The following is a 19,746-nucleotide window of genomic DNA, read 5'->3' on the forward strand; positions in this document are numbered from 1 at the left end:
AACGTAATGAAAACAGAAGAAAAGAACATACGACAGGAAAATACCGAACATTCCGAACACAGGCATCATCATCGCTCCGACCATCATCACAAGCATCGTGGAAAAGAGCATTTTGATGAGAGCGAAAAGTTCAAACGTAAAAATATCTCGGCTACAAAACGCCGCAAGATTATTGAGAAAGTATTGTTCTGGCTGATGTGTTTCATTGCCTTAATCGTCACTCTGCTTGTAATCTACATCTATTGCATAGACAACTGATTGGTATTTCGCCCTGCACTTCATCATGGCACTGAATGCAATTTGGGCGAAATTGGAAAGCAAAACAGGTGAAATTGATTTGCAAATTGGGCGAAATTGGTCGGCAATTTCGCCCAATTTGTTTTTTATGTATTTATCAATCAAATGACGACAAACATTATATTACTTTGACGAACGGATTTTCCAAAGGAGATACGCGCAACATATAGTTCACGTCATGGTCTATGTGCATCAGACGTACGGCGGCCGGTTCTTCCGGAGTAAGTGCCAAAGCCACATGTCCCATTGTACGTCTCAAGTTTATCTCCACACAAGGATGTAGAAGAAAACCATCAGCGGAGCCCTCTTTTGCAACCACCATCATGTCAACACCGAACGGTCCATGATAATTGCCTTTGAACAAATCAGCAAAATACCGGCATATTCTCAACTGCACTTCAAGTAAAAGTTGAGACGGAAGATAACGTTTCAGCAGTTCCATTTTTTCACTCTCGCAGGCCAGCAGGTTTCCGGTGTAAGCACCGTTATGCGTCCTGAAAAGCGACAAACCACGGTATTGCACACTTCCATCGAGCATTACCTCGAACTCCATTCCGAAATCCTTGACCTTATTATAAAAAGGCTCAACCATAACACATCCCTGCTCATAGATTACATTTTTGATAAATCCGGAAACAGATGGAGTGATTTGCTGCATCACGTAGCGCACTCCCCTTCCGCTGCTACTCCATGGTGCTTTTACCATGATATGGCCTTTCTCTAACATCAATTTCTCTATTTGCTCCACCTTGTTTGCGGAAAACGCCTCCCCACAGGTGACATCTTCGATACCTTCACGCAACACTCGCAGTGCGCGTTGGGTCTGACCACGGTTAGAAAGCAACCTTATGTGTTCAAGAACATTATCAGACGGCAAAGACTCGGAACGTATGCCAATATCTAAAAGGCGTGTCATAATGGAATTATCCCATCCCCACGGCTTTACCGAGTCGAAACAAACACCACGAATGTCGGAGTCAGAAACAAAGCAAACTTCAGACTTTCTTTCCTTGAACCGAGTTGCAGCCTTTACCGCAAAAGCAACATCGTCAACGAGAACCATATCACCATCGTTTGCCCATAACGCAGGAATCCAACCCAAATTCATGCGGAGTTCTTGCGCAGCATGCGGAGGAGTGAAACGACTCCTGTTGCATGCGAGAGCGATGTCATGTTCGGGATTAAATATATGTAAATTCATCTTTTAACCTTAATTTTACCAATTTGGGTGCAAATTTAATAAAAAAGCATCATATTTTGTCATCTACACTTTGCAAATTAATATTTTATTATTAATTTTGCACCCCGAAAACAAACTATATTAAATAAATGGAAGCATTCTTTCGCACACACAGTTATCTTGTGGAACATGTTAATGCCCCGGTTAGAAGACAATTAATGGACGAAATAAACTGGGACGACCGCATGATTGGCATCAAGGGAACGCGTGGTGTGGGCAAAACGACTTTCCTACTGCAATATGCAAAGGAGTATTTCGGGACATACGACCGTAAGTGTCTGTACGTCAATATGAATAACTTCTTTTTCCAAGGTAACGGCATAGCCGACTTCGCACATGAGTTCTACAACAACGGAGGTAAAGTATTGCTGATAGACCAAGTGTTCAAAGAAACCGACTGGAGCAAGCAACTGCGAAGATGCTATGATGAAATTCCGGGATTGAAAATTGTGTTCACCGGTTCGAGCGTGATGCGACTGAAAGAAGAAAACCCGGAACTCAATGGCATTGTCAAGAGTTACGACTTAAGAGGATTCTCGTTTCGGGAGTTTCTTAACTTACAGACCGGAAACAACATACAACCTTACACTCTCGAAGACATTTTGCAGAATCATGAGCGTATTGTCAGACAGATATTACCGAAAGTGTCTCCCATAAAATATTTTCAGGATTACATACATCACGGATATTACCCGTTCTTCCTTGAACATAGGAATTATTCTGAAAACCTGCTCAAGACAATGAATATGATGACAGAGGTCGATATTCTTCTGATAAAACAGATAGACTTAAAATATCTTACAAAGATAAAGAAACTGTTCTATCAACTCGCATTGGCAGGTCCCACGGCTCCTAACATAAGTTTGCTCGCACACGAAATAAAGACGAGCAGAGCCACCGTGATGAATTATATAAAGTATCTCGCGGATGCCAGACTTCTGAATATGATTTATAATCCGGGACAAACGTTCCCAAAGAAACCGTCAAAGATAATGGTGAACAACTCTAACCTGATGTATGCCATTTATCCAATAAAGGTTGAGAAACAAGATGTCATGGAAACATTCTTCGTCAATTCGCTATCGAAAGACCATGTTGTTAACGATGGGAAGAAACAAGGCCAATATATAATAGACGGAAAGCGAAAGTTCCGCGTCTGTGATGCAACGAAATGCAACAATATGCGAATCAACAGCGATACTGTTTATGCAAGATATAATACCGAAATAGGATTTGACAACCAAATACCATTATGGTTATTGGGATTTCTATATTAATAATAAAGTATACATTAACATTGTAAATAATAATTGTTTTTTATGGTAAAAGAAAAAAAGTTTATCACATGTGATGGTAATGAGGCTGCAGCACATATAAGTTATATGTTCTCTGAGGTAGCCGCAATCTACCCTATCACACCTTCATCTCCAATGGCTGAACACGTTGATGATTGGTCTGCAAAAGGGAGAACAAATCTTTTTGGCCAGACTGTCAGCGTACAAGAGATGCAATCTGAGGCAGGTGCAGCAGGTGCTGTTCACGGCTCGCTTCAGGCAGGAGCACTGACCACGACGTTCACTGCATCGCAAGGTCTGCTACTCATGATTCCCAACATGTATAAGATAGCCGGTGAGTTGCTGCCGTGCGTATTCAACGTATCGGCTCGCACACTCGCATCACACTCTCTGTGTATATTCGGAGACCACCAAGACGTAATGGCTTGTCGCCAGACAGGTTTTGCAATGCTATGCGAAGGCTCTGTGCAGGAGGTTATGGATCTGAGTGCAGTGGCACACCTTGCCACACTGAAGACAGAAGTTCCGTTTATCAACTTCTTCGACGGATTCCGCACTTCACACGAGTATCAGAAGATAGAGAGGTTGGATATGGAGGATATTCGTCCGCTCGTTGACCTCGCAGACGTTGAGCGTTTCCGCAATCGTGCAATGTCACCGGAACGACCAATCGTACGTGGTACGGCAGAAAACCCCGAAACGTTCTTCGCACACCGTGAGGCATCGAACCCATATTATAATAATGTACCAGAGGTTGTGGAGCACTATTTGGGTGAAGTATCCAAGATTACAGGTCGCGAATATCACATTTTCTCTTACTATGGAGCAGAAGATGCCGACCGCATGATTATCCTTATGGGTTCTGCAACAGAAGCAGCACGTGAGGCTATTGACTATCTCAATGAGCAAGGTGAAAAGGTTGGTATGATAAGTGTTCACCTCTATCGCCCGTTCTCTGTAAAGCATTTGCTTGCAGCAGTTCCCAAGACAGTGAAGCGCATCGCTGTGCTTGACCGCACAAAGGAGCCGGGAGCAAGTGGAGAGCCTCTGTATCTGGATGTCAAGGATGCGTTCTATGACGTAGAAAACCGCCCAATCATTGTTGGTGGACGATACGGTCTCGGTTCTTACGACACTACTCCGGCACAAATAATATCAGTTTTCAACAACCTTGCTTTGCCGGAACCCAAGAATCACTTCACCCTTGGTATCGTTGACGATATTACATTCACATCGCTGCCAAAGGTTGAGGAAATCACAATAGGCGGAAATGGCTTGCACCAAGCGAAGTTCTACGGACTCGGAGCAGATGGTACTGTAGGTGCAAACAAGAACTCGGTAAAGATTATCGGTAACAATACTAACAAATATTGTCAGGCATATTTCTCTTATGACTCAAAGAAGTCAGGAGGTTTCACATGCTCTCACCTGCGTTTCGGCGACAAGCCAATACGTTCGACATATCTTGTAACGACACCTAACTTTGTGGCTTGCCATGTTCAGGCTTATCTGCACATGTATGACGTTACACGCGGATTGCAGAAAAACGGTACGTTCCTGCTTAATACCATCTTCGAAGGAGAAGAACTGATAAACTTCATTCCGAACAAGATTAAGAGATATTTCGCTCAGAACAACATTACCGTATATACAATAAACGCAACAAAGATTGCACAAGAAATCGGACTTGGCAACCGCACAAACACCATTCTGCAGAGTGCGTTCTTCCGCATTGCAGACATTATCCCTGTGGAACTTGCCGTAGATAAGATGAAGGAGGCAATCGTTAAGTCGTACGGAAAGAAAGGACAGGACGTTGTTGACAAAAACTATGCAGCCGTTGACCGTGGCGACGGATACAAAAAACTATACGTTGACCCGTCATGGGCAGAACTTCCTGACGATGAAATCGTGGAAGATGATGCTCCGGCATTCGTGAAAGAACTTGTAAGACCAATCAATGCACAGGCCGGCGACTTGCTGAAAGTATCCGACTTCGTGAAACATAACGTTGTTGACGGTTCATGGTCTGTGGGCACAACAGCATACGAGAAGCGTGGCGTAGAGGCATTCGTTCCAATATGGACCAAAGAGAACTGCGTGCAATGTAACCAATGTGCATACGTTTGTCCTCATGCTTCTATACGTCCTATCGTGCTTGATGACGCAGAGAATGCAACATTTGCCGCTGCCGATGACACCATAACGATGAAGGTTCCGAAGCCTATGGCTGGCATGCACTTCCGTATTCAGGTATCGGTGCTCGACTGTATGGGTTGCGGTAACTGTGCCGACGTTTGTCCGGGCAATCCGAAACTTGGCAAGGCTCTTACCATGAAACCTTTCAACCCCGATGCAGAGGAAATGAAGCAGGAGGCTGAAAACTGGAAATATGTTGCAGACAAGGTAAAGAGTAAGCAGCATCTTATTGACATACGCGCAAATGTGAAGAACTCACAGTTCGCAAAACCACTGTTCGAGTTCTCCGGTGCTTGTGCAGGTTGTGGTGAAACGCCTTACGTGAAACTCATTAGCCAACTTTACGGCGACCGTCAGATGATAGCAAACGCCACTGGATGTTCTTCCATCTATTCGGCTTCAATACCTTCGACTCCTTACACAACCAACGAAAATGGGCAAGGTCCAACTTTCAACAACTCTCTGTTCGAGGACTTCTGCGAGTTCGGTATGGGTATGGTGCTCGGCAACAAGAAGATGAAAGAGCGCGTGGCGAAACTGCTTAAAGATGCCACGGCACACGAAAACTGCCCCGCAGAGTTCAAGGCTTTGGCCGAAGAATGGATTGAGAAGGCAGAAGATGCCGACGAAACAAAACGCTTGGCAGCACTCATCAAGCCTTATATAAAAGGTGGTGCAGAGGCCGGTTGCGAACATTGCAAGGAATTACAGACCCTCGACCACTATCTTGTAAAGCGCAGCCAGTGGATTATCGGTGGCGACGGCGCATCATACGATATCGGATACGGCGGTCTCGACCACGTGATTGCTTCCGGTGAGGATGTAAACATACTCGTTCTCGACACAGAGGTTTACTCAAACACTGGAGGACAGGCCTCGAAGGCCACACCGCTCGGTGCCATAGCACAGTTTGCCGCACAAGGCAAGCGCATCCGCAAGAAAGACCTCGGAATGATTGCAACAACCTACGGCTACGTCTATGTGGCACAGATAGCAATGGGTGCAGACCAAGCACAGTGTCTCAAGGCTATCCGCGAGGCAGAGGCCTGGCACGGACCTTCAGTAATCATTGCCTATGCTCCATGTATCAACCATGGACTCAAGGTAAAAGGCGGCATGGGTAAGAGTCAGGCAGAAGAGGCAAAGGCCGTTGAATGCGGCTACTGGCACTTATGGCGCTACAACCCTGCACTTGCAGAAGAAGGCAAGAATCCGTTCTCGCTCGACTCAAAAGAACCTAAATGGGAACTGTTCCACGACTTCCTGATGGGCGAAGTGAGATATCTGTCGGTGAAGAAAGCTTATCCGAACGAGGCAGAAGAATTGTTCGCAGAAGCAGAGAAAATGGCAAAAATCCGCTATAAAGGCTATGTTCGACAGACACAGATGAATTGGGCCTTGGAAGAGGAAGCATAACTAACAAGTACTATAATAGAGGTGGTATCCAAACGTTTGGGTACCACCTCTTTAATTGGCTAATGTGACAAAATCAAAAAATCCGTAGGGCACAACTTATCATTTCGTGCCCCACGGATTATCGTTTCATGGTCGTAAATAGTCCGTCTCCTAACATACAAGCATCTTACAACCAGTATATCAAGAAAGAAATGTCAAGTTGTTGTGCAGCACTTATTTATTTCTTTCTTTATCTTATATACGTAAGCATCGATAACGGCAACGGCTGTGATATTTACAACATCGCGAACAGAACTGGCGAAATCGGTGAAATGGATAGGCTTTTTAAGTCCCATCTGTATCGGACCAATGATTTCAACATCAGGTGCAAGCATCTGCAACATCTTGTAGGATGAGCGCGCACTCGTAAGGTTCGGGAACACAAGAGTGTTGACATCCTTGTCTTTAAGACGAGTGAATGGGAATAGAGTGTCACGTTGTTCACGGTCGAGAGCAAATCCAATCTGCAATTCTCCGTCAACAGACATTTCCGGATTTTCCTTGTGCAACTGCGCCACGGCATTCCTCACTTTCCTTGAGCCGTCAGAACTATCACTGCCAAAATTGGAGTGACTCACCATTGCTATCACCGGTTTTTCATTGAAGAAACTTACAGCAGTACAACTGAGTCTTGCCATATCCACAAGTTCCTGCGTGTCAGGGTCACTGTTTATTAGCGTATCGGCAAGATAAAGCGTACCCTTGGGTGAGTTTATTATATGCATCGTACCGAAATGCTTATACTCCGGACGTATGCCGATAACCTCCTTGGCCACCTTTGTGGTGTTAGAGTATTTCGTGTAAAGGCCCGTAATGAAAGCATCAGCTTCGCCCGTCTCTACCATCATCATTCCGAAATAGTTGCGTTCGAACATCTTGTCGTTTGCCTCTTCGAACGTGTATCCGTCACGCTGCAGTTTCTCTGTCAGTATTTTCGCGTATCGTTCCCTCCTCTCCGCTTCTTTATCATTACGGAGGTTTATCACTTCAATGCCTTCAAGAGACAGGTCGAGTTCGCCGGCCATCTTATTTATGCGTTCCTCATTGCCGAGAAGTATCGGATAACAGATACCCTCCGCCTTTGCCTGAACGGCTGCACGGAGCATCGTCGGATGTATCGCCTCGGCAAAAACAACTCGTTGCGGATGAGCACTGGCCGTGGAGTATATTTTCTGAGTAAGTTTTGTTTTCACTCCGAGCATAACACTCAGCGAGTTCTTGTATTCTTCCCAGTCGTCTATTGTTCTGCGCGCCACCCCGCTTTCGATTGCCGCCTTTGCCACTGCGGCCGATACTTCCGAGACGAGTCGTGGATCGACAGGCTTCGGAATGAAATAGTCGCGACCGAACTTCAGATTGTTTACTTTATAGACATCATTCACAACATCCGGCACGGGCTGCTTGGCCAAGTCGGCAATGGCATGCACGGCAGCCATTTTCATTTCCTCGTTGATGGCACTTGCATGAACGTCAAGCGCACCACGGAAGATATACGGAAAGCCGATAACATTGTTTATCTGGTTCGGATAATCCGTTCTGCCTGTTGACATCAACGTGTCGGGACGAGCCTCAAGCGCATCCTCGTATGATATTTCGGGCTCAGGGTTGGCAAGAGCAAATATTATCGGGTCTTTTGCCATTGTCCTTACCATATCTTTAGAAAGGACATTGCCTTTTGAAAGCCCCACGAACACATCAGCACCGTTCACCGCTTCGGCAAGTGTATGTAAGTCGCGACGGTCGGTTGCAAAGAGACGTTTCTGCTCGTTCAGTCCTTCCCTGTCGCTCGTTATCACTCCTTTCGAGTCGAGCATGACGATATTCTCCCGACGCGCACCAAGAGCCATATAGAGTTTTGTGCAACTTACGGCAGCTGCCCCTGCCCCATTCACCACTATTCTCACATCTTTAATATCCTTTCCGGCCACCTCCAGTGCGTTCTTCAGACCCGCAGCCGAGATGATTGCCGTGCCATGCTGGTCGTCGTGCATCACAGGAATGTTTAGTGTACGTTTCAGTCTTTCCTCTATATAGAAACATTCCGGAGCCTTGATGTCCTCAAGATTTATTCCACCGAAAGTGGGAGCAATCTTCTCAACGGCCTCACAAAACTTCACCGGATCTTTCTCATCTACCTCTATATCAAAAACATCTATGCCTCCGTAAATCTTGAATAGCAATCCCTTGCCCTCCATTACGGGCTTTCCGCTTATCGCTCCAATGTCGCCAAGACCGAGCACTGCCGTTCCATTGCTGATTACTGCCACAAGATTTCCCTTGTCGGTATATCTGTAAGCATCATCGGGATTCTTCTGTATCTCCAAACATGGGAAAGCCACACCCGGCGAATAAGCCAGACTAAGGTCTGTCTGTGTTCTGTGGGCTTTTGTAGGCTTCACCTCTATCTTACCCGGTCTTCCATTTTCATGGTAAGCCAAAGCATCTTCCTTCAAAATCTTCACCATAAGTTCCTATATTTATTGAATTATATTTTTATACTTATATGTTTAAAACAAAGCTAATACTAACTCTGCGCAAAGTTACTAATTATCATTGGAATATCAACGGTATGCTCATTAAAAATAATCTGTCGAAAATCATATTTAATAAAGATTATGGATGAAATATTTCAAACTTCCGGTATTATTTATTAAATTTGCCATCGCGAACAATGTTTCAATAAGAAACAACTGATTGCAAGAATCATAATACATCAACAAACAAACCAATAAAACACATTAAAACATGGATACCATAAAGACCTTACTCCTTGTCTGCCTGTTTGCAACATGGATCGCAGTACCTGCCATGTCGCAGAGCGAAACGAAACATAAAAGCGTGAATATCTCTTTAACAAACCGCCTTTATAAGGGCAATAGTTTCTTCAAAGCAGACACCAAGCGACCTCTCTATGCACAACAGTCTTGGGTTTTCAACTTGCCGGAGAGAGGCAAAAACTGCAATGCAGTCAAACTGCAAGCCGAACTGATAAAGGCGTTTTTTAATGGGGAATATGCTTCTTTAGACGCATTATTGTCAGACCTCAAGAACAATTTCCAAGGTGATGGCACTTGGCGCAAGGTGGCAAAACAAGGTGTGTCGGAAACCGAAATTTATGACGATTTTGAATATAACCCTTATCCACAATCAACGTATTATTCAATCGACTATGTGAAAACCGGAAGAAAAGACATTGCCACTTACCTCCTAACAACAGCTCACGACACTGGAACCGGCAATGCTTCGGGCATTTTTTTCGATAAACGCTACATAATGTACGATCTGAAAACAGGGCGTATCATCAAATTCGAAGACATATTCAAACCCGAAACAGAAGATGCCATTACAAAATTGTTGAAAAAGAAGGCTATTAACCTTAATGATTACAGCACATTGACCAGTGAACCTTTACCCCAAATACACACCGATAACTTTTTCATCGATTATGGTTCAAAAACCGTAAGTTTTGTATATGACAAGTATGAAGTGGCAGCGGGCTGTGACGGTATTGTAATACTTAAAGTCACTTTCGACACTCTCAGACCGTTTATGAAACACCTTTAGAACAAGAGGTGTCCACGATTATTCGCGGACACCTACTTATATCGTCAAAACGTTCACATCCATTGTTATACACATCAACAACCGACAGAAGGTTTTAACACACACATCAAACTCATAATCTCTATTTTCCTTGCGACAAAAGGAGTTTCTGAATCGTAGAGTCCATATCCGTCTTACTCATTGCTCCCTGCATTATTGTCGGCTCTCCTTCCTTCGGAATGAACAGTAATGTGGGGATTGAACGGATGCCGAATACCGCAGCAAGTTCTTCTTGCTTGTCAACATCTATCTTATAGAAATCAACCTTGCCGTCATATTTATTAGACATTTCGTCAATAATAGGAGAAAGCATCTTGCAAGGACCGCACCATGTAGCATAGAAATCCACAACTGCAGGCTTATCACCTTCGAACTTCCACACCTGTGTATTCTTCTCATAGTCGAACACTTTGTTCTTGAACTCTTTTACATTCAATTCCATAATATTTCCTTTCTTTTCTTTATTGTTATTTGTTTCTTTTTCACTCACAGCACCATCGGTTGTCTTCGATGTGCATCCTGTTGCTAACATTAGCAACGAAATCAGTGCAATTGTAATTTTCTTCATTGTCTTATAATTTTCTTGATGCAAAGATACAATGTATAAACGATACTTCTATTATCCAAAAAGTACAAAAGATGGTAATATAAGGACAAACCATAATAAAGTCCCTAATATACCATAAATATTCCCAAATGAACAATATTACATGCCATAAAAACGCTAACTTTGCAGCATAATAAAGTAAAGAAAGGAAACATAATGCAAATAAACCAGTTTAAATCGGCAGAACCAAAGGCAGTATGCGACTCATCTTTCGAGTTCTGCATCTCGGAATTACAGCCTGACAGCAAAGAAAATAATGAGGCATACCGCCCGCATACCAGTCAATATTATCGCATAATTTGGTTCATGGATGACGGTGGTGAATTCGAGGTTGACTCCAACCGATATACGTTCTCTGCCGGAACGTTGTTCTTTCTTACTCCGGGACAGGTCAATGCTTTCGTCAAAGGCAAGACACCCGGCGGCACAGGCATACGCTTCTGCGAGCAATTTCTCAGCGATGAGAGTAGCATGGAGAGCATATTCCTGAAATACGACTTGTTTGACACTAACGACCGACTCCCATATATAATAATAGGTGAAGGAGAACGAGAAACACTTCTAATGCTTCTTAACGCCATGCGACAAGAAATGAACCGCAAAGATGCTTTCGCACATAAAGACTACTTGCAACATCTGCTGCATATTTTCCTTATAACAATACAACGCAGAGGAAATAATGAAAACGAGAAACGACTGTGCATAAACTGTCAGGCCGACCGTATTTTCGTGCGTTTCCGTCAACAACTGGAACATAATTTCCACGAAAAACATTCAGTACAGCATTATGCCGCATTGCTGAATATATCGTCAAAAACACTTACACGCGTAGTGGCAGAGGCCGCAAACACTACACCACTGAAGATAATAAACAGTCGTTTGGCACTCGAAGCACAACGCTTGTTGCAGTATTCTGACATGAAAGTAAAAGAAATAGCCTATCATCTCGGCTTCGAAGACCCATCAAACTTCGTCAAGTTCTTTAAGCGTCAGACCGGCAAAATGCCTACTTCATACAGACTGTAAAACCTATCCGCAAATTATAATACTATTGGAACAGAACATCGTTTCAAACATAACAAGAAAAAGGGCAACACCTCTCGATAAGGTGCTGCCCTTTTTCTTGTCTTATTGTTATCTGTAAACAGATGTTCAGAATCAAACTTATATATGCTTTGCTCGTGAACACCAAATCCTAATACTTATTTTATGATTCCTTGCTCTACGAATATCTCCTTTAAAGCCTTAACTCCACGTTCAACCTGCTCCTCTGTATGAGTTGCCATAAGAGCGAAACGAACAAGCGTATCCTGAGGTGCACAGGCCGGTGGGATGACAGGATTGATAAACACTCCGTTGTCGAATGCCAACTTGGTTACAAGGAATGTTTTTTCAACATCACGCACATAGAGCGGTATGATAGGACTTTCGGTATCTCCTATCTCGAAACCTTCTTCGCGGAAACGTCGCAGAGCATATCTCGTCACCTGCCACAAGCGCTCTATACGCTCCGGCTCCTTGCGTATTATGTGCAACGCTTCCCTTGCCGCAGCCGTGGCCGACGGTGCATTGCTGGCGCTGAAAATATATGTACGGCAGGTGTGTCTAAGAAAGTTTATCGTGTCAAAATCGGCCGCAACAAAGCCACCTATGCTCGCCAGACTCTTAGAGAATGTGCCCATTATAATATCCACATCGTCAGTAACACCGAAATGGTCACACACACCGCGCCCTTCGCGACCGAACACGCCAAGTCCATGAGCCTCATCGACATAAAGACTTGCGTTGTATTTCTTCTTCAACTTAACAATTTCCGGAAGATTGGCGAGGTCGCCTTCCATAGAGAACACTCCGTCAACGACAATCATCTTTATCGATTCCGGACGGCATTTCTGCAATTGCTTCTCCAAGTCCTCCATATCGTTGTGCTTGTATTTCAAACAAGTGGCAAACGACAGTCGCCTACCGTCAACGATAGATGCGTGGTTACGGTCGTCACATATTATATAGTCCTCACGACCACATACATTTGCGAGAACGCCGGAATTTACCGAGAAACCCGTGGAAAATATCAAAGTCTCGTCCTTGCCCTCAAATTCGGCAAGTTCTTTCTCGAATTTCACGTGCAAATCGAGTGTTCCGTTAAGAAAACGACTGCCGGCACAGCCCGTGCCATACTGGTCTATCGCTGCTTTTGCCGCAGCCTCTACACGCGGGTCGCCAGTAAGTCCTGTATAGGCATTGCTTCCAAACATCAACACATGATGACCGCCCATTTCAACCTCTGTTCCTTGTTTACCTACGATTTCTCTAAAATATGGATAAACGCCGAGATTAATAAATTTCTGCGGATCACGGTATTTCTTATACCTTTCTTGTAATAGTCCCATTAATGTAATTTAAGAGTAGGTTCCCTACTAAATTTGAATTTAGGCTGCAAAGATACAAAAAAAATATATTCCAAAGAAATAGTGTCCTAAATAATTTTGTAAAAAGTGAAAGAAATTGTTTTCTGTAGAGTCAACCAGCAAGTGCAAAATTACAATACTTACGCGAGTTCGGGTTAAGAAAGTCTCTATAAAAGTTGGTAATCTCGTTAGTTTTTTGTAACTTTATGGTTGTAAATCAATAACTTACAAAACAACCAAGCGATGATTACCAAAGACAAAGTTACATAAAATTGCTGTAATATTTGCATAAAGTCGGCAGTTTAACGCAATTGGGCTTGATTATTAAGGACATACGGCGCAAACTGCAGAAAATCCGCCACCTGCCACGAGGCAGTAATATGCGGATTATTGAAATAGAAAGGTTTTCAAATCGTTACCCGAAAGCAGGGTAACCACCTCCACCAAAAAGGAGAAAAACAGCGATTTTCCGTGCATCCGTTGCTGTTGCTTTGTTGCTCCATATTTTGCATAGCAGGGTTAGGCTCTTTCATGTTTAATTTTGCAACCAAAAAGAAGAGGCAATGGCAAGAAGCACATTCAAGGTGCTGTTCTATGTGAACGGCAGCAAGGAGAAAAACGGTATCGTCCCCATCATGGGGCGTGTAACAATCAACGGCACGGTGGCACAGTTCAGCTGCAAGCGCACCATCCCGAGGGAGTTGTGGGATGTGAGAGGCAACAGGGCGAAAGGTAGGAGCAAGGAAGCCATCGCAACCAATCTCTCGCTTGACAACATCAAGGCGCAAATCATCAAGCACTACCAAAGGCTTTCCGATCGTGAGGCATTCGTCACGGCAGAGATGGTGCGCAACGCCTATCAGGGGCTTGGCAGCGAGTACGACACCCTGCTCAAATCCTTTGACAGGGACTGCGCCTCCCTGCTCAAGCGTGTGGGCAAGGACAGGAGCATGGGGACATACAAGGTGATGCTCAGGGCAAGGGAAAACACGGCGAGGTTTATCCGCTACAAGTACAACCGCAGCGATATGTCGATGCTGGAACTCACCCCCGACTTCATCAGGGACTTCGCCGTGTACCTCAGCACGGTGAAAGGAAACAGGAACGCCACTATCTGGCTGAACTGCATGTGGCTCAAGGGCGTGGTGATGCGTGCGCACTTCAACGGCAAGATACCCAGAAACCCGTTCGCGCAGTTCCATGTCAGTCCGAACACGAAGGAGCGTGAGTTCCTTACGGAGGACGAGCTGAAGGCACTGATGTTGCACGAGTTCGCCGACAGTCACTCCGCCTTCGTGCGTGATTTGTTCGTCTTCGCCTCCTTCACCGCCCTTTCGTTCGTGGACCTGAAGGAACTCACCACCGACGATATAGTGGAGGTGAACGGCGAGAAGTGGATACTTGCGAGAAGACACAAGACGCATGTTCCGTTCCAAGTGAAGTTGCTTGATGTCCCCCTGCAAATCATCGAACGATACAGACCGTTTCAGAAAGACAACTCCATATTCGGGGACATCAACTACTGGACGGTCTGCAAGAGGCTCAAGAAAGTCATCTGCGAGTGCGGTATCACAAAGGACATCTCCTTCCACTGCGCAAGGCACGGCTTTGCGACATTGGCACTCAGCAAGGGCATGCCCATCGAGAGCGTGAGCCGTGTACTCGGACACACAAACATCGTAACCACGCAACTCTATGCGAAGATAACCACCGAGAAACTCGACACCGACCTCTCCATGCTCGGCAGTAAGCTCAACGTATCATTCGGCAATATCAAGATAGGATAACAATGAAAGGGAAAGATACAAACAACAATGCTCGTCAGATAATCACGATGGACGAACACGGGAACGTCACTATACCCAACGGCGAGATATGGATGGGCGAGTATGAGATTGCCAACCTGTTTGGCGTGTTCGGACATTCCGTCCGCACGCAGGTCAAGGAAATATACAAGGTCGGGCTGCTGCATCCCTGCACGGCAGAGAGGAACATAAGGGTGGCGGAGGGTCGCTGGCTTGATGCGTACAGCCTTGAAATGGTCATAGCCCTTGCGTTCCGTATCAGGTCGCAAAGGGCAAAAAGGCTTCGGGAGCATGTCATCGCAATGCTGAACGAACGGCACGAAAGGTTTGTCATGCTCCTTCCTGCACGGGCAGGCAGTCCCTGCTGAAACGCCTTGACAGAGGTTTATAGAGGTTTATCCCCTTGTGTCGATGGGGAATAAACCTTTTTCTTTTTGGGTGGTTGAAGGGCAGGGATAACAGTCAGGGACGAGTCGTATAGGACTGCCGAGAAAAGAAAAACATACCGAACACAACTTCTTTTATTTTGATGAATTGATGAATATTGATATAATATGATTGAATATCAAGCGATTGCAAGTTCATCAACATATCATCAGACGCTTGCGAACGATGAAAGAAAAAGGCATTTTCCCTTTTTCAGCAACCCTCGACAAATCCTGCAAAATTATCCTCCTGTTCCCCTCAATTCTTGCTCCGCACCTCCCTGCTTTCCCCTGTTTTTATTCCATTCCGTTTTTCTTTCACCGTTCCGCGCCATTCTTCACAAGTAGTTTTCCGAACGATGTCCGTAACTTTGCACGATGCTATATATCAACCATTTAAGCAAGAAAGAAATGGATAAGAAAAACAATGACGGGCTGCTGGAAGATATGCCCGAAAAAAGAAAAAAGGACGGGGCTTTCGTCCGTGTGGGCACAACGCTCTACAAACTTGCAGACATGCCTCTTGTCGGAGGCGGTTTTGTAAGGAAGCGCATCGTGTGGAACAACGAGACGCTCCGTCAGGACTACGGCAGGGACTATCTGGCGACCGTCCCGAAGTATGACGGTTTCTGCACCGTCCCCGACCATGTGAACTATCAGCCCGTAGTAGGCAGTTTCCTCAACCTCTACGAGCCGACGGGACATCATCCGAAGCAAGGGGAGTTTCCCCATATCGAGGCATTGGCAAGGCACATCTTCGGGGAGCAGTACGAACTTGGCATGGACTACCTGCAACTACTCTACCTGCATCCCATAGAGAAACTGCCCATCCTGCTGCTCGTATCAGAGGAACGCAACACGGGCAAGAGCACATTCCTCAACTTCCTCAAAGCCCTATTCGGCGGCAATGTAACCTTCAACACCAACGAGGACTTCCGAAGTCAGTTCAACTCGGACTGGGCAGGGAAACTGCTCATCCTCGTGGACGAGGTGCTTCTCGACCGCAGGGAGGACAGCGAGCGGCTCAAGAACCTCAGCACCACCCTTTCCTACAAGGTGGAGGCGAAGGGCAAGGACAGGGACGAGATTTCATTCTTCGCCAAGTTCGTACTATGCTCCAACAACGAACGTCTGCCCGTCATAATCGACACAGGAGAGACACGCTATTGGGTGAGGAAGGTGGGGAGGATAGAAAAGGATGACACGGACTTCCTGCAAAGGGTAAAGGAGGAAATACCCGCCTTCCTCTATTTTCTCCAGCACCGCACGCTCTCCACGAAGAAAGAGAGCCGCATGTGGTTCAGTCCCGAACTCATCCACACGCAAGCCCTGATCAGGATTATACGGAGCAACCGCAACAGGACGGAAGTGGAGATGGCGGAAACCTGCCTTGAAGTCATGGACTGCATGAAAGCGGACGCTTTCTCCTTCTGCATCAACGACATGCTCCTTCTGCTGAACTGCGCAGGCTGCAGGACGGACAGGACGCAGGTAAGGCGTATCGTGCAGGATATATGGAAACTCACTCCTGCCGAAAACACGCTCACCTATACGACCTGCCAGCCGAGCTATGACAACATGCGCCCATATACGGAGATTAGGCGCACGGGGCGTTTTTACACCATCGGCAGGAAGCAGTTGGAGGAAATGCAGGGATAGAGGAATCGGAAATGATGAAACTCCACTTTGACAAGCGGCTTGATGAGGGCATGATGAAAGCATATTATGTTGATTTCCAGATTATTGGAACGACATTCATCAATTCATCAGAATTTTCATCACTCCGACTTCGGTGGGAAACGGCAGTGGCATTACAGGCTGAAACGGAACAGGCAAGACACGCTGATATAAGCAACAGAAAAAGGCAGTCACGGCAAGCCGTGCATTCTGTATTTCCAAGCATGCAGGGTATTCAGATATTCGGGTGCAGTCCAAGTATGCCTTCGGAGAAACAAGTCCAATCGGCAGCACCGATGGAGAAACCGTGGGGACTTCAGGTTATAAGGGAAAGAAGTGGCAGGGGCAAATGCCCACGTGGTAAGCACGGTACGGATATTTTCAAAAGAGAAAATACCGTAGCTTATTAGGGGATTTTCTTAACGCTTCACTCCGTGTCCGCTAAAAATCCCCCAATAAGCCAACAGGGTTGCACCCCTCTGGACACCCCTGCCGAGCCTGTCGGCATGAAGGAACGGGCAAGCCGAAACACATTTCATTTTTCTTCTCACCGATAAAATCAGGAATATAAAAGACAAAAGACGACAACTATAAAACGATAACATCATGGGATATTGTGTATTGCATTTGGAAAAGGCAAAGGGAGCTGACAGCGGAATGTCGGCACATATCGAGCGCACCATTGTGCCAAAGAACACAGACCCAACGAGGACGCATCTAAACCGTGAGTTAATAATGTTTCCCGACGGCGTGTGCAACCGCACGTTAGCCATACGCCACCGCCTTGACACGGCGGGACTGAAACGTAAGATTGGAAAGAACCAAGTGCAGGCAATACGAATTGTATTGAGCGGCACACACGAGGACATGGCACGCGTGGAGGGTGAGGGCAAACTCGATGAGTGGTGTGCGGACAATGTAAAATGGTTGAGGGAAACCTATGGAGCAGATAATCTTGTTTCAGCAGTCTTGCACATGGACGAGGAAACACCGCATATCCATGCCACTATCGTGCCGATAGTACAGGGAGAACGTAGGAAGCAGAAAAAGGAAGAAAATGTGAAGCGCAAGTACAAGGTAAAAGCACCTGCCCCACGCCTGTGTGCAGATGAAGTGATGAGCCGTGCCAGCCTTATCAGGTATCAGGACACCTACGCCGAACACATGGAGAAGTACGGGCTGAAAAGAGGTGTAAGAGGGTCTCTCGCCAAGCACCTCTCCACACACGAGTATTACCGCAGCCTCATCACGCAGGGCGAGGACATACAGGCGAACATTGCCACCCTGCTGTCAAGAGAGACAGAGGCAAGTCGAATCATTGCAGAGGCAGAGCAAGCTAAGCAGGAACTCGCACGCATCAAGGCGGAGACAAAGACGGTGGAACTGAAGAACTCCGCTGCCAGGACTGCCACCGCAGCACTCAACGGAATTGGTTCTCTTTTGGGAAGCAACAAGATGAGCAGGCTCGAAAGCGAGAACAGGCAGTTGCACGGTGAGGTGGCGGAACTGAAAGAGAACATTGGACAGATGCGCATGGATATGCAGAATATGAAAGACAGCCACACCGCAGAGCGATTGCGAGCATCGGAGCAGCATCAGCGAGAAATCGGCAATCTCAGGCGCATCGTCGACAAAGCGAAGGAGTGGTTTCCCATGCTTGCCGAGTTTCTCAAGATAGAAAGGCTTTGCCGTTCGGTTGGATTGTCCGAGAAATACACGGACGAACTCTTGCAAGGCAAAGTTCTCGTTGTTACGGGAAAACTGCGGTCGGAGGAATACAGGCGTTCGTTCGCCGCTGAGAAGGTTCGTTTGCAGGTGGGTAGGACGGAGAAGGAAGGCAAGACCATACTCGACCTGCTTGTGGATAGAGTGCCGATTGCCGCATGGTTCAAGGGGCAGTGGGAGAAAATCAGACAGACGTCCATCCTTTCCTCAAAAGAAAACAGGAGCAAGGGAGTCAGGCTGTAACCATGTCTCCGCATGCTCCTTGTTTTCTGCATCTCATTCCATGACCTTTTCAGGCAAGGTTGCTTCCTTATAAGATATTTCCGCCATGATATGCTCTTCCATGTCATGCTCGTCAAGAAAGACAGGATAGATGAATTTCTCTTCATCCGGAAGTAGGCCGAGCTTTCCTAATTTCCCAAGCCTTTCCAAAGCCTCTTTCTTATTTTTCACTGTTAGGGTGAAATCACGGACAAACCCCTGTTTCTTGCTTTTCAGGCGCAAGTTCGTCGGAATGCCGTCTTTCATGACAATCTCATATACCCCCGAGAGAACGGCAGGCCCGACATGCCGATATACGGTAGGGGTGTAACGGCACAGATAAAAAGAATGCGCTGCGTTCTGGACAAGGAAAAGTCCCGAAACTCCGCTTCCTATTGACCATACAGGGTCTGAGCCTTCGTGAATTTCCAGTAACAGATAAGGCGGGAGGACTTTAACGGTCAGTTGCTGTCTTTCCTTTGTGAGGTTGTCGGTCAGTGAGACCTGAAATTCTCCCACTTGCAGGGCTTGGATTGAAAGAACACCTACATGCCCTGCCTGTTCGGGAGTTCTCGCATAGGCAATTCTAGCATAGTCCTTAAACGCATTGGAATTGCTTATCTGCAAGTCTCCACTGCCACTCGTGATGAACACACGGAGCGTAGAGCCTTGCATGATTTCCCTATAAGGTTTATCCAATTGAAAAGTCAACTTCTTATCCTCATCAGAAGAGGTGCAACTTATTATAA

Annotated in this window: 15 protein-coding genes; 10 read left to right on the forward strand and 5 right to left on the reverse strand. The window is 45.9% G+C overall.

Annotation, left to right across the window (positions count from 1 at the left end; translation table 11 throughout):
- The first annotated feature begins 6 nt into the window (after window positions 1–6).
- The gene (locus EHV08_RS00750) at window positions 7–258 is read left to right on the forward strand and encodes a hypothetical protein (RefSeq protein WP_126677543.1); all 252 of its coding nucleotides are present in this window, start codon (window positions 7–9) and stop codon (window positions 256–258) included.
- A gap of 157 nt (window positions 259–415) precedes the next feature.
- On the opposite strand, the gene EHV08_RS00755 is transcribed toward EHV08_RS00750, so the two are convergent.
- Window positions 416–1,498, reverse strand: coding sequence for a hypothetical protein (locus EHV08_RS00755; protein ID WP_126677544.1), 1,083 nt, complete (start codon window positions 1,496–1,498; stop codon window positions 416–418).
- 128 nt (window positions 1,499–1,626) lie between these two features.
- Here EHV08_RS00755 and EHV08_RS00760 point away from each other — a divergent pair, with 128 nt between their 5' ends.
- A complete protein-coding gene (locus EHV08_RS00760) occupies window positions 1,627–2,814 on the forward strand; it encodes an ATP-binding protein (RefSeq protein ID WP_126677545.1) in 1,188 nt (395 codons plus the stop codon).
- A 42-nt stretch (window positions 2,815–2,856) separates the two neighbouring features.
- On the forward strand, window positions 2,857–6,447 hold the full coding sequence (gene nifJ, locus EHV08_RS00765; protein WP_126677546.1) for a pyruvate:ferredoxin (flavodoxin) oxidoreductase: 3,591 nt from the start codon (window positions 2,857–2,859) through the stop codon (window positions 6,445–6,447).
- A 194-nt stretch (window positions 6,448–6,641) separates the two neighbouring features.
- Here the strand turns inward: nifJ and EHV08_RS00770 are convergent, their stop codons facing one another.
- Window positions 6,642–8,951 carry an NADP-dependent malic enzyme gene (locus EHV08_RS00770; protein ID WP_126677547.1) on the reverse strand — a complete coding sequence of 770 codons (2,310 nt, stop codon included), beginning with the start codon at window positions 8,949–8,951 and terminating at the stop codon, window positions 6,642–6,644.
- A 280-nt stretch (window positions 8,952–9,231) separates the two neighbouring features.
- Here EHV08_RS00770 and EHV08_RS00775 point away from each other — a divergent pair, with 280 nt between their 5' ends.
- Window positions 9,232–10,050, forward strand: coding sequence for an RsiV family protein (locus EHV08_RS00775; protein WP_126677548.1), 819 nt, complete (start codon window positions 9,232–9,234; stop codon window positions 10,048–10,050).
- A gap of 121 nt (window positions 10,051–10,171) precedes the next feature.
- Here EHV08_RS00775 and trxA read toward each other — a convergent pair whose 3' ends face one another.
- Entirely contained in the window at window positions 10,172–10,657 is a 486-nt protein-coding gene (trxA, locus tag EHV08_RS00780) for a thioredoxin (RefSeq protein ID WP_126677549.1), read from the reverse strand.
- 195 nt (window positions 10,658–10,852) lie between these two features.
- Between trxA and EHV08_RS00785 the strand changes: the two genes are divergently transcribed.
- Entirely contained in the window at window positions 10,853–11,722 is an 870-nt protein-coding gene (locus EHV08_RS00785; protein ID WP_126677550.1) for a helix-turn-helix domain-containing protein, read from the forward strand.
- 176 nt (window positions 11,723–11,898) lie between these two features.
- Here EHV08_RS00785 and spt read toward each other — a convergent pair whose 3' ends face one another.
- On the reverse strand, window positions 11,899–13,086 hold the full coding sequence (spt, locus tag EHV08_RS00790) for a serine palmitoyltransferase (RefSeq protein ID WP_126677551.1): 1,188 nt from the start codon (window positions 13,084–13,086) through the stop codon (window positions 11,899–11,901).
- 581 nt (window positions 13,087–13,667) lie between these two features.
- Between spt and EHV08_RS00795 the strand changes: the two genes are divergently transcribed.
- The 5 genes from EHV08_RS00795 (at window position 13,668) to mobV (ending at window position 18,979) form a co-directional block, all read left to right on the forward strand.
- Window positions 13,668–14,891, forward strand: coding sequence for a site-specific integrase (locus EHV08_RS00795; RefSeq protein WP_019189218.1), 1,224 nt, complete (start codon window positions 13,668–13,670; stop codon window positions 14,889–14,891).
- Between the two features lie 2 nt (window positions 14,892–14,893).
- On the forward strand, window positions 14,894–15,277 hold the full coding sequence (locus EHV08_RS00800) for a hypothetical protein (RefSeq protein ID WP_019189219.1): 384 nt from the start codon (window positions 14,894–14,896) through the stop codon (window positions 15,275–15,277).
- A gap of 504 nt (window positions 15,278–15,781) precedes the next feature.
- Window positions 15,782–16,993 carry a primase-helicase family protein gene (locus EHV08_RS00805; protein WP_203227070.1) on the forward strand — a complete coding sequence of 404 codons (1,212 nt, stop codon included), beginning with the start codon at window positions 15,782–15,784 and terminating at the stop codon, window positions 16,991–16,993.
- 11 nt (window positions 16,994–17,004) lie between these two features.
- On the forward strand, window positions 17,005–17,421 hold the full coding sequence (locus EHV08_RS00810; RefSeq protein ID WP_004363970.1) for a hypothetical protein: 417 nt from the start codon (window positions 17,005–17,007) through the stop codon (window positions 17,419–17,421).
- A gap of 196 nt (window positions 17,422–17,617) precedes the next feature.
- Window positions 17,618–18,979 (forward strand): MobV family relaxase, encoded by a 1,362-nt coding sequence (gene mobV, locus EHV08_RS00815; protein WP_006948816.1) that lies wholly within the window; start codon window positions 17,618–17,620, stop codon window positions 18,977–18,979.
- A 33-nt stretch (window positions 18,980–19,012) separates the two neighbouring features.
- Here mobV and EHV08_RS00820 read toward each other — a convergent pair whose 3' ends face one another.
- Window positions 19,013–19,708, reverse strand: a complete 696-nt coding sequence (locus EHV08_RS00820; RefSeq protein WP_238987981.1) for a hypothetical protein — start codon at window positions 19,706–19,708, stop codon at window positions 19,013–19,015.
- Window positions 19,709–19,746 lie beyond the last annotated feature (38 nt).

It is taken from the genome of Prevotella koreensis (assembly GCF_003977605.1).
In the GTDB taxonomy this organism is placed as follows: Bacteria; Bacteroidota; Bacteroidia; order Bacteroidales; family Bacteroidaceae; genus Prevotella; species Prevotella koreensis.

Bases quoted from the DNA above. Each gene is read 5' to 3' on its own strand.
- EHV08_RS00800 (WP_019189219.1), top strand. From the start codon at position 14,894: ATGAAAGGGAAAGATACAAACAACAATGCTCGTCAGATAATCACGATG.
- trxA (WP_126677549.1), bottom strand. From the start codon at position 10,657: ATGAAGAAAATTACAATTGCACTGATTTCGTTGCTAATGTTAGCAACA.
- mobV (WP_006948816.1), top strand. From the start codon at position 17,618: ATGGGATATTGTGTATTGCATTTGGAAAAGGCAAAGGGAGCTGACAGC.
- EHV08_RS00775 (WP_126677548.1), top strand. From the start codon at position 9,232: ATGGATACCATAAAGACCTTACTCCTTGTCTGCCTGTTTGCAACATGG.
- EHV08_RS00760 (WP_126677545.1), top strand. From the start codon at position 1,627: ATGGAAGCATTCTTTCGCACACACAGTTATCTTGTGGAACATGTTAAT.
- EHV08_RS00795 (WP_019189218.1), top strand. From the start codon at position 13,668: ATGGCAAGAAGCACATTCAAGGTGCTGTTCTATGTGAACGGCAGCAAG.
- EHV08_RS00805 (WP_203227070.1), top strand. From the start codon at position 15,782: ATGCCCGAAAAAAGAAAAAAGGACGGGGCTTTCGTCCGTGTGGGCACA.
- EHV08_RS00755 (WP_126677544.1), bottom strand. From the start codon at position 1,498: ATGAATTTACATATATTTAATCCCGAACATGACATCGCTCTCGCATGC.
- EHV08_RS00810 (WP_004363970.1), top strand. From the start codon at position 17,005: ATGATGAAACTCCACTTTGACAAGCGGCTTGATGAGGGCATGATGAAA.
- spt (WP_126677551.1), bottom strand. From the start codon at position 13,086: ATGGGACTATTACAAGAAAGGTATAAGAAATACCGTGATCCGCAGAAA.
- nifJ (WP_126677546.1), top strand. From the start codon at position 2,857: ATGGTAAAAGAAAAAAAGTTTATCACATGTGATGGTAATGAGGCTGCA.
- EHV08_RS00785 (WP_126677550.1), top strand. From the start codon at position 10,853: ATGCAAATAAACCAGTTTAAATCGGCAGAACCAAAGGCAGTATGCGAC.
- EHV08_RS00770 (WP_126677547.1), bottom strand. From the start codon at position 8,951: ATGGTGAAGATTTTGAAGGAAGATGCTTTGGCTTACCATGAAAATGGA.
- EHV08_RS00750 (WP_126677543.1), top strand. From the start codon at position 7: ATGAAAACAGAAGAAAAGAACATACGACAGGAAAATACCGAACATTCC.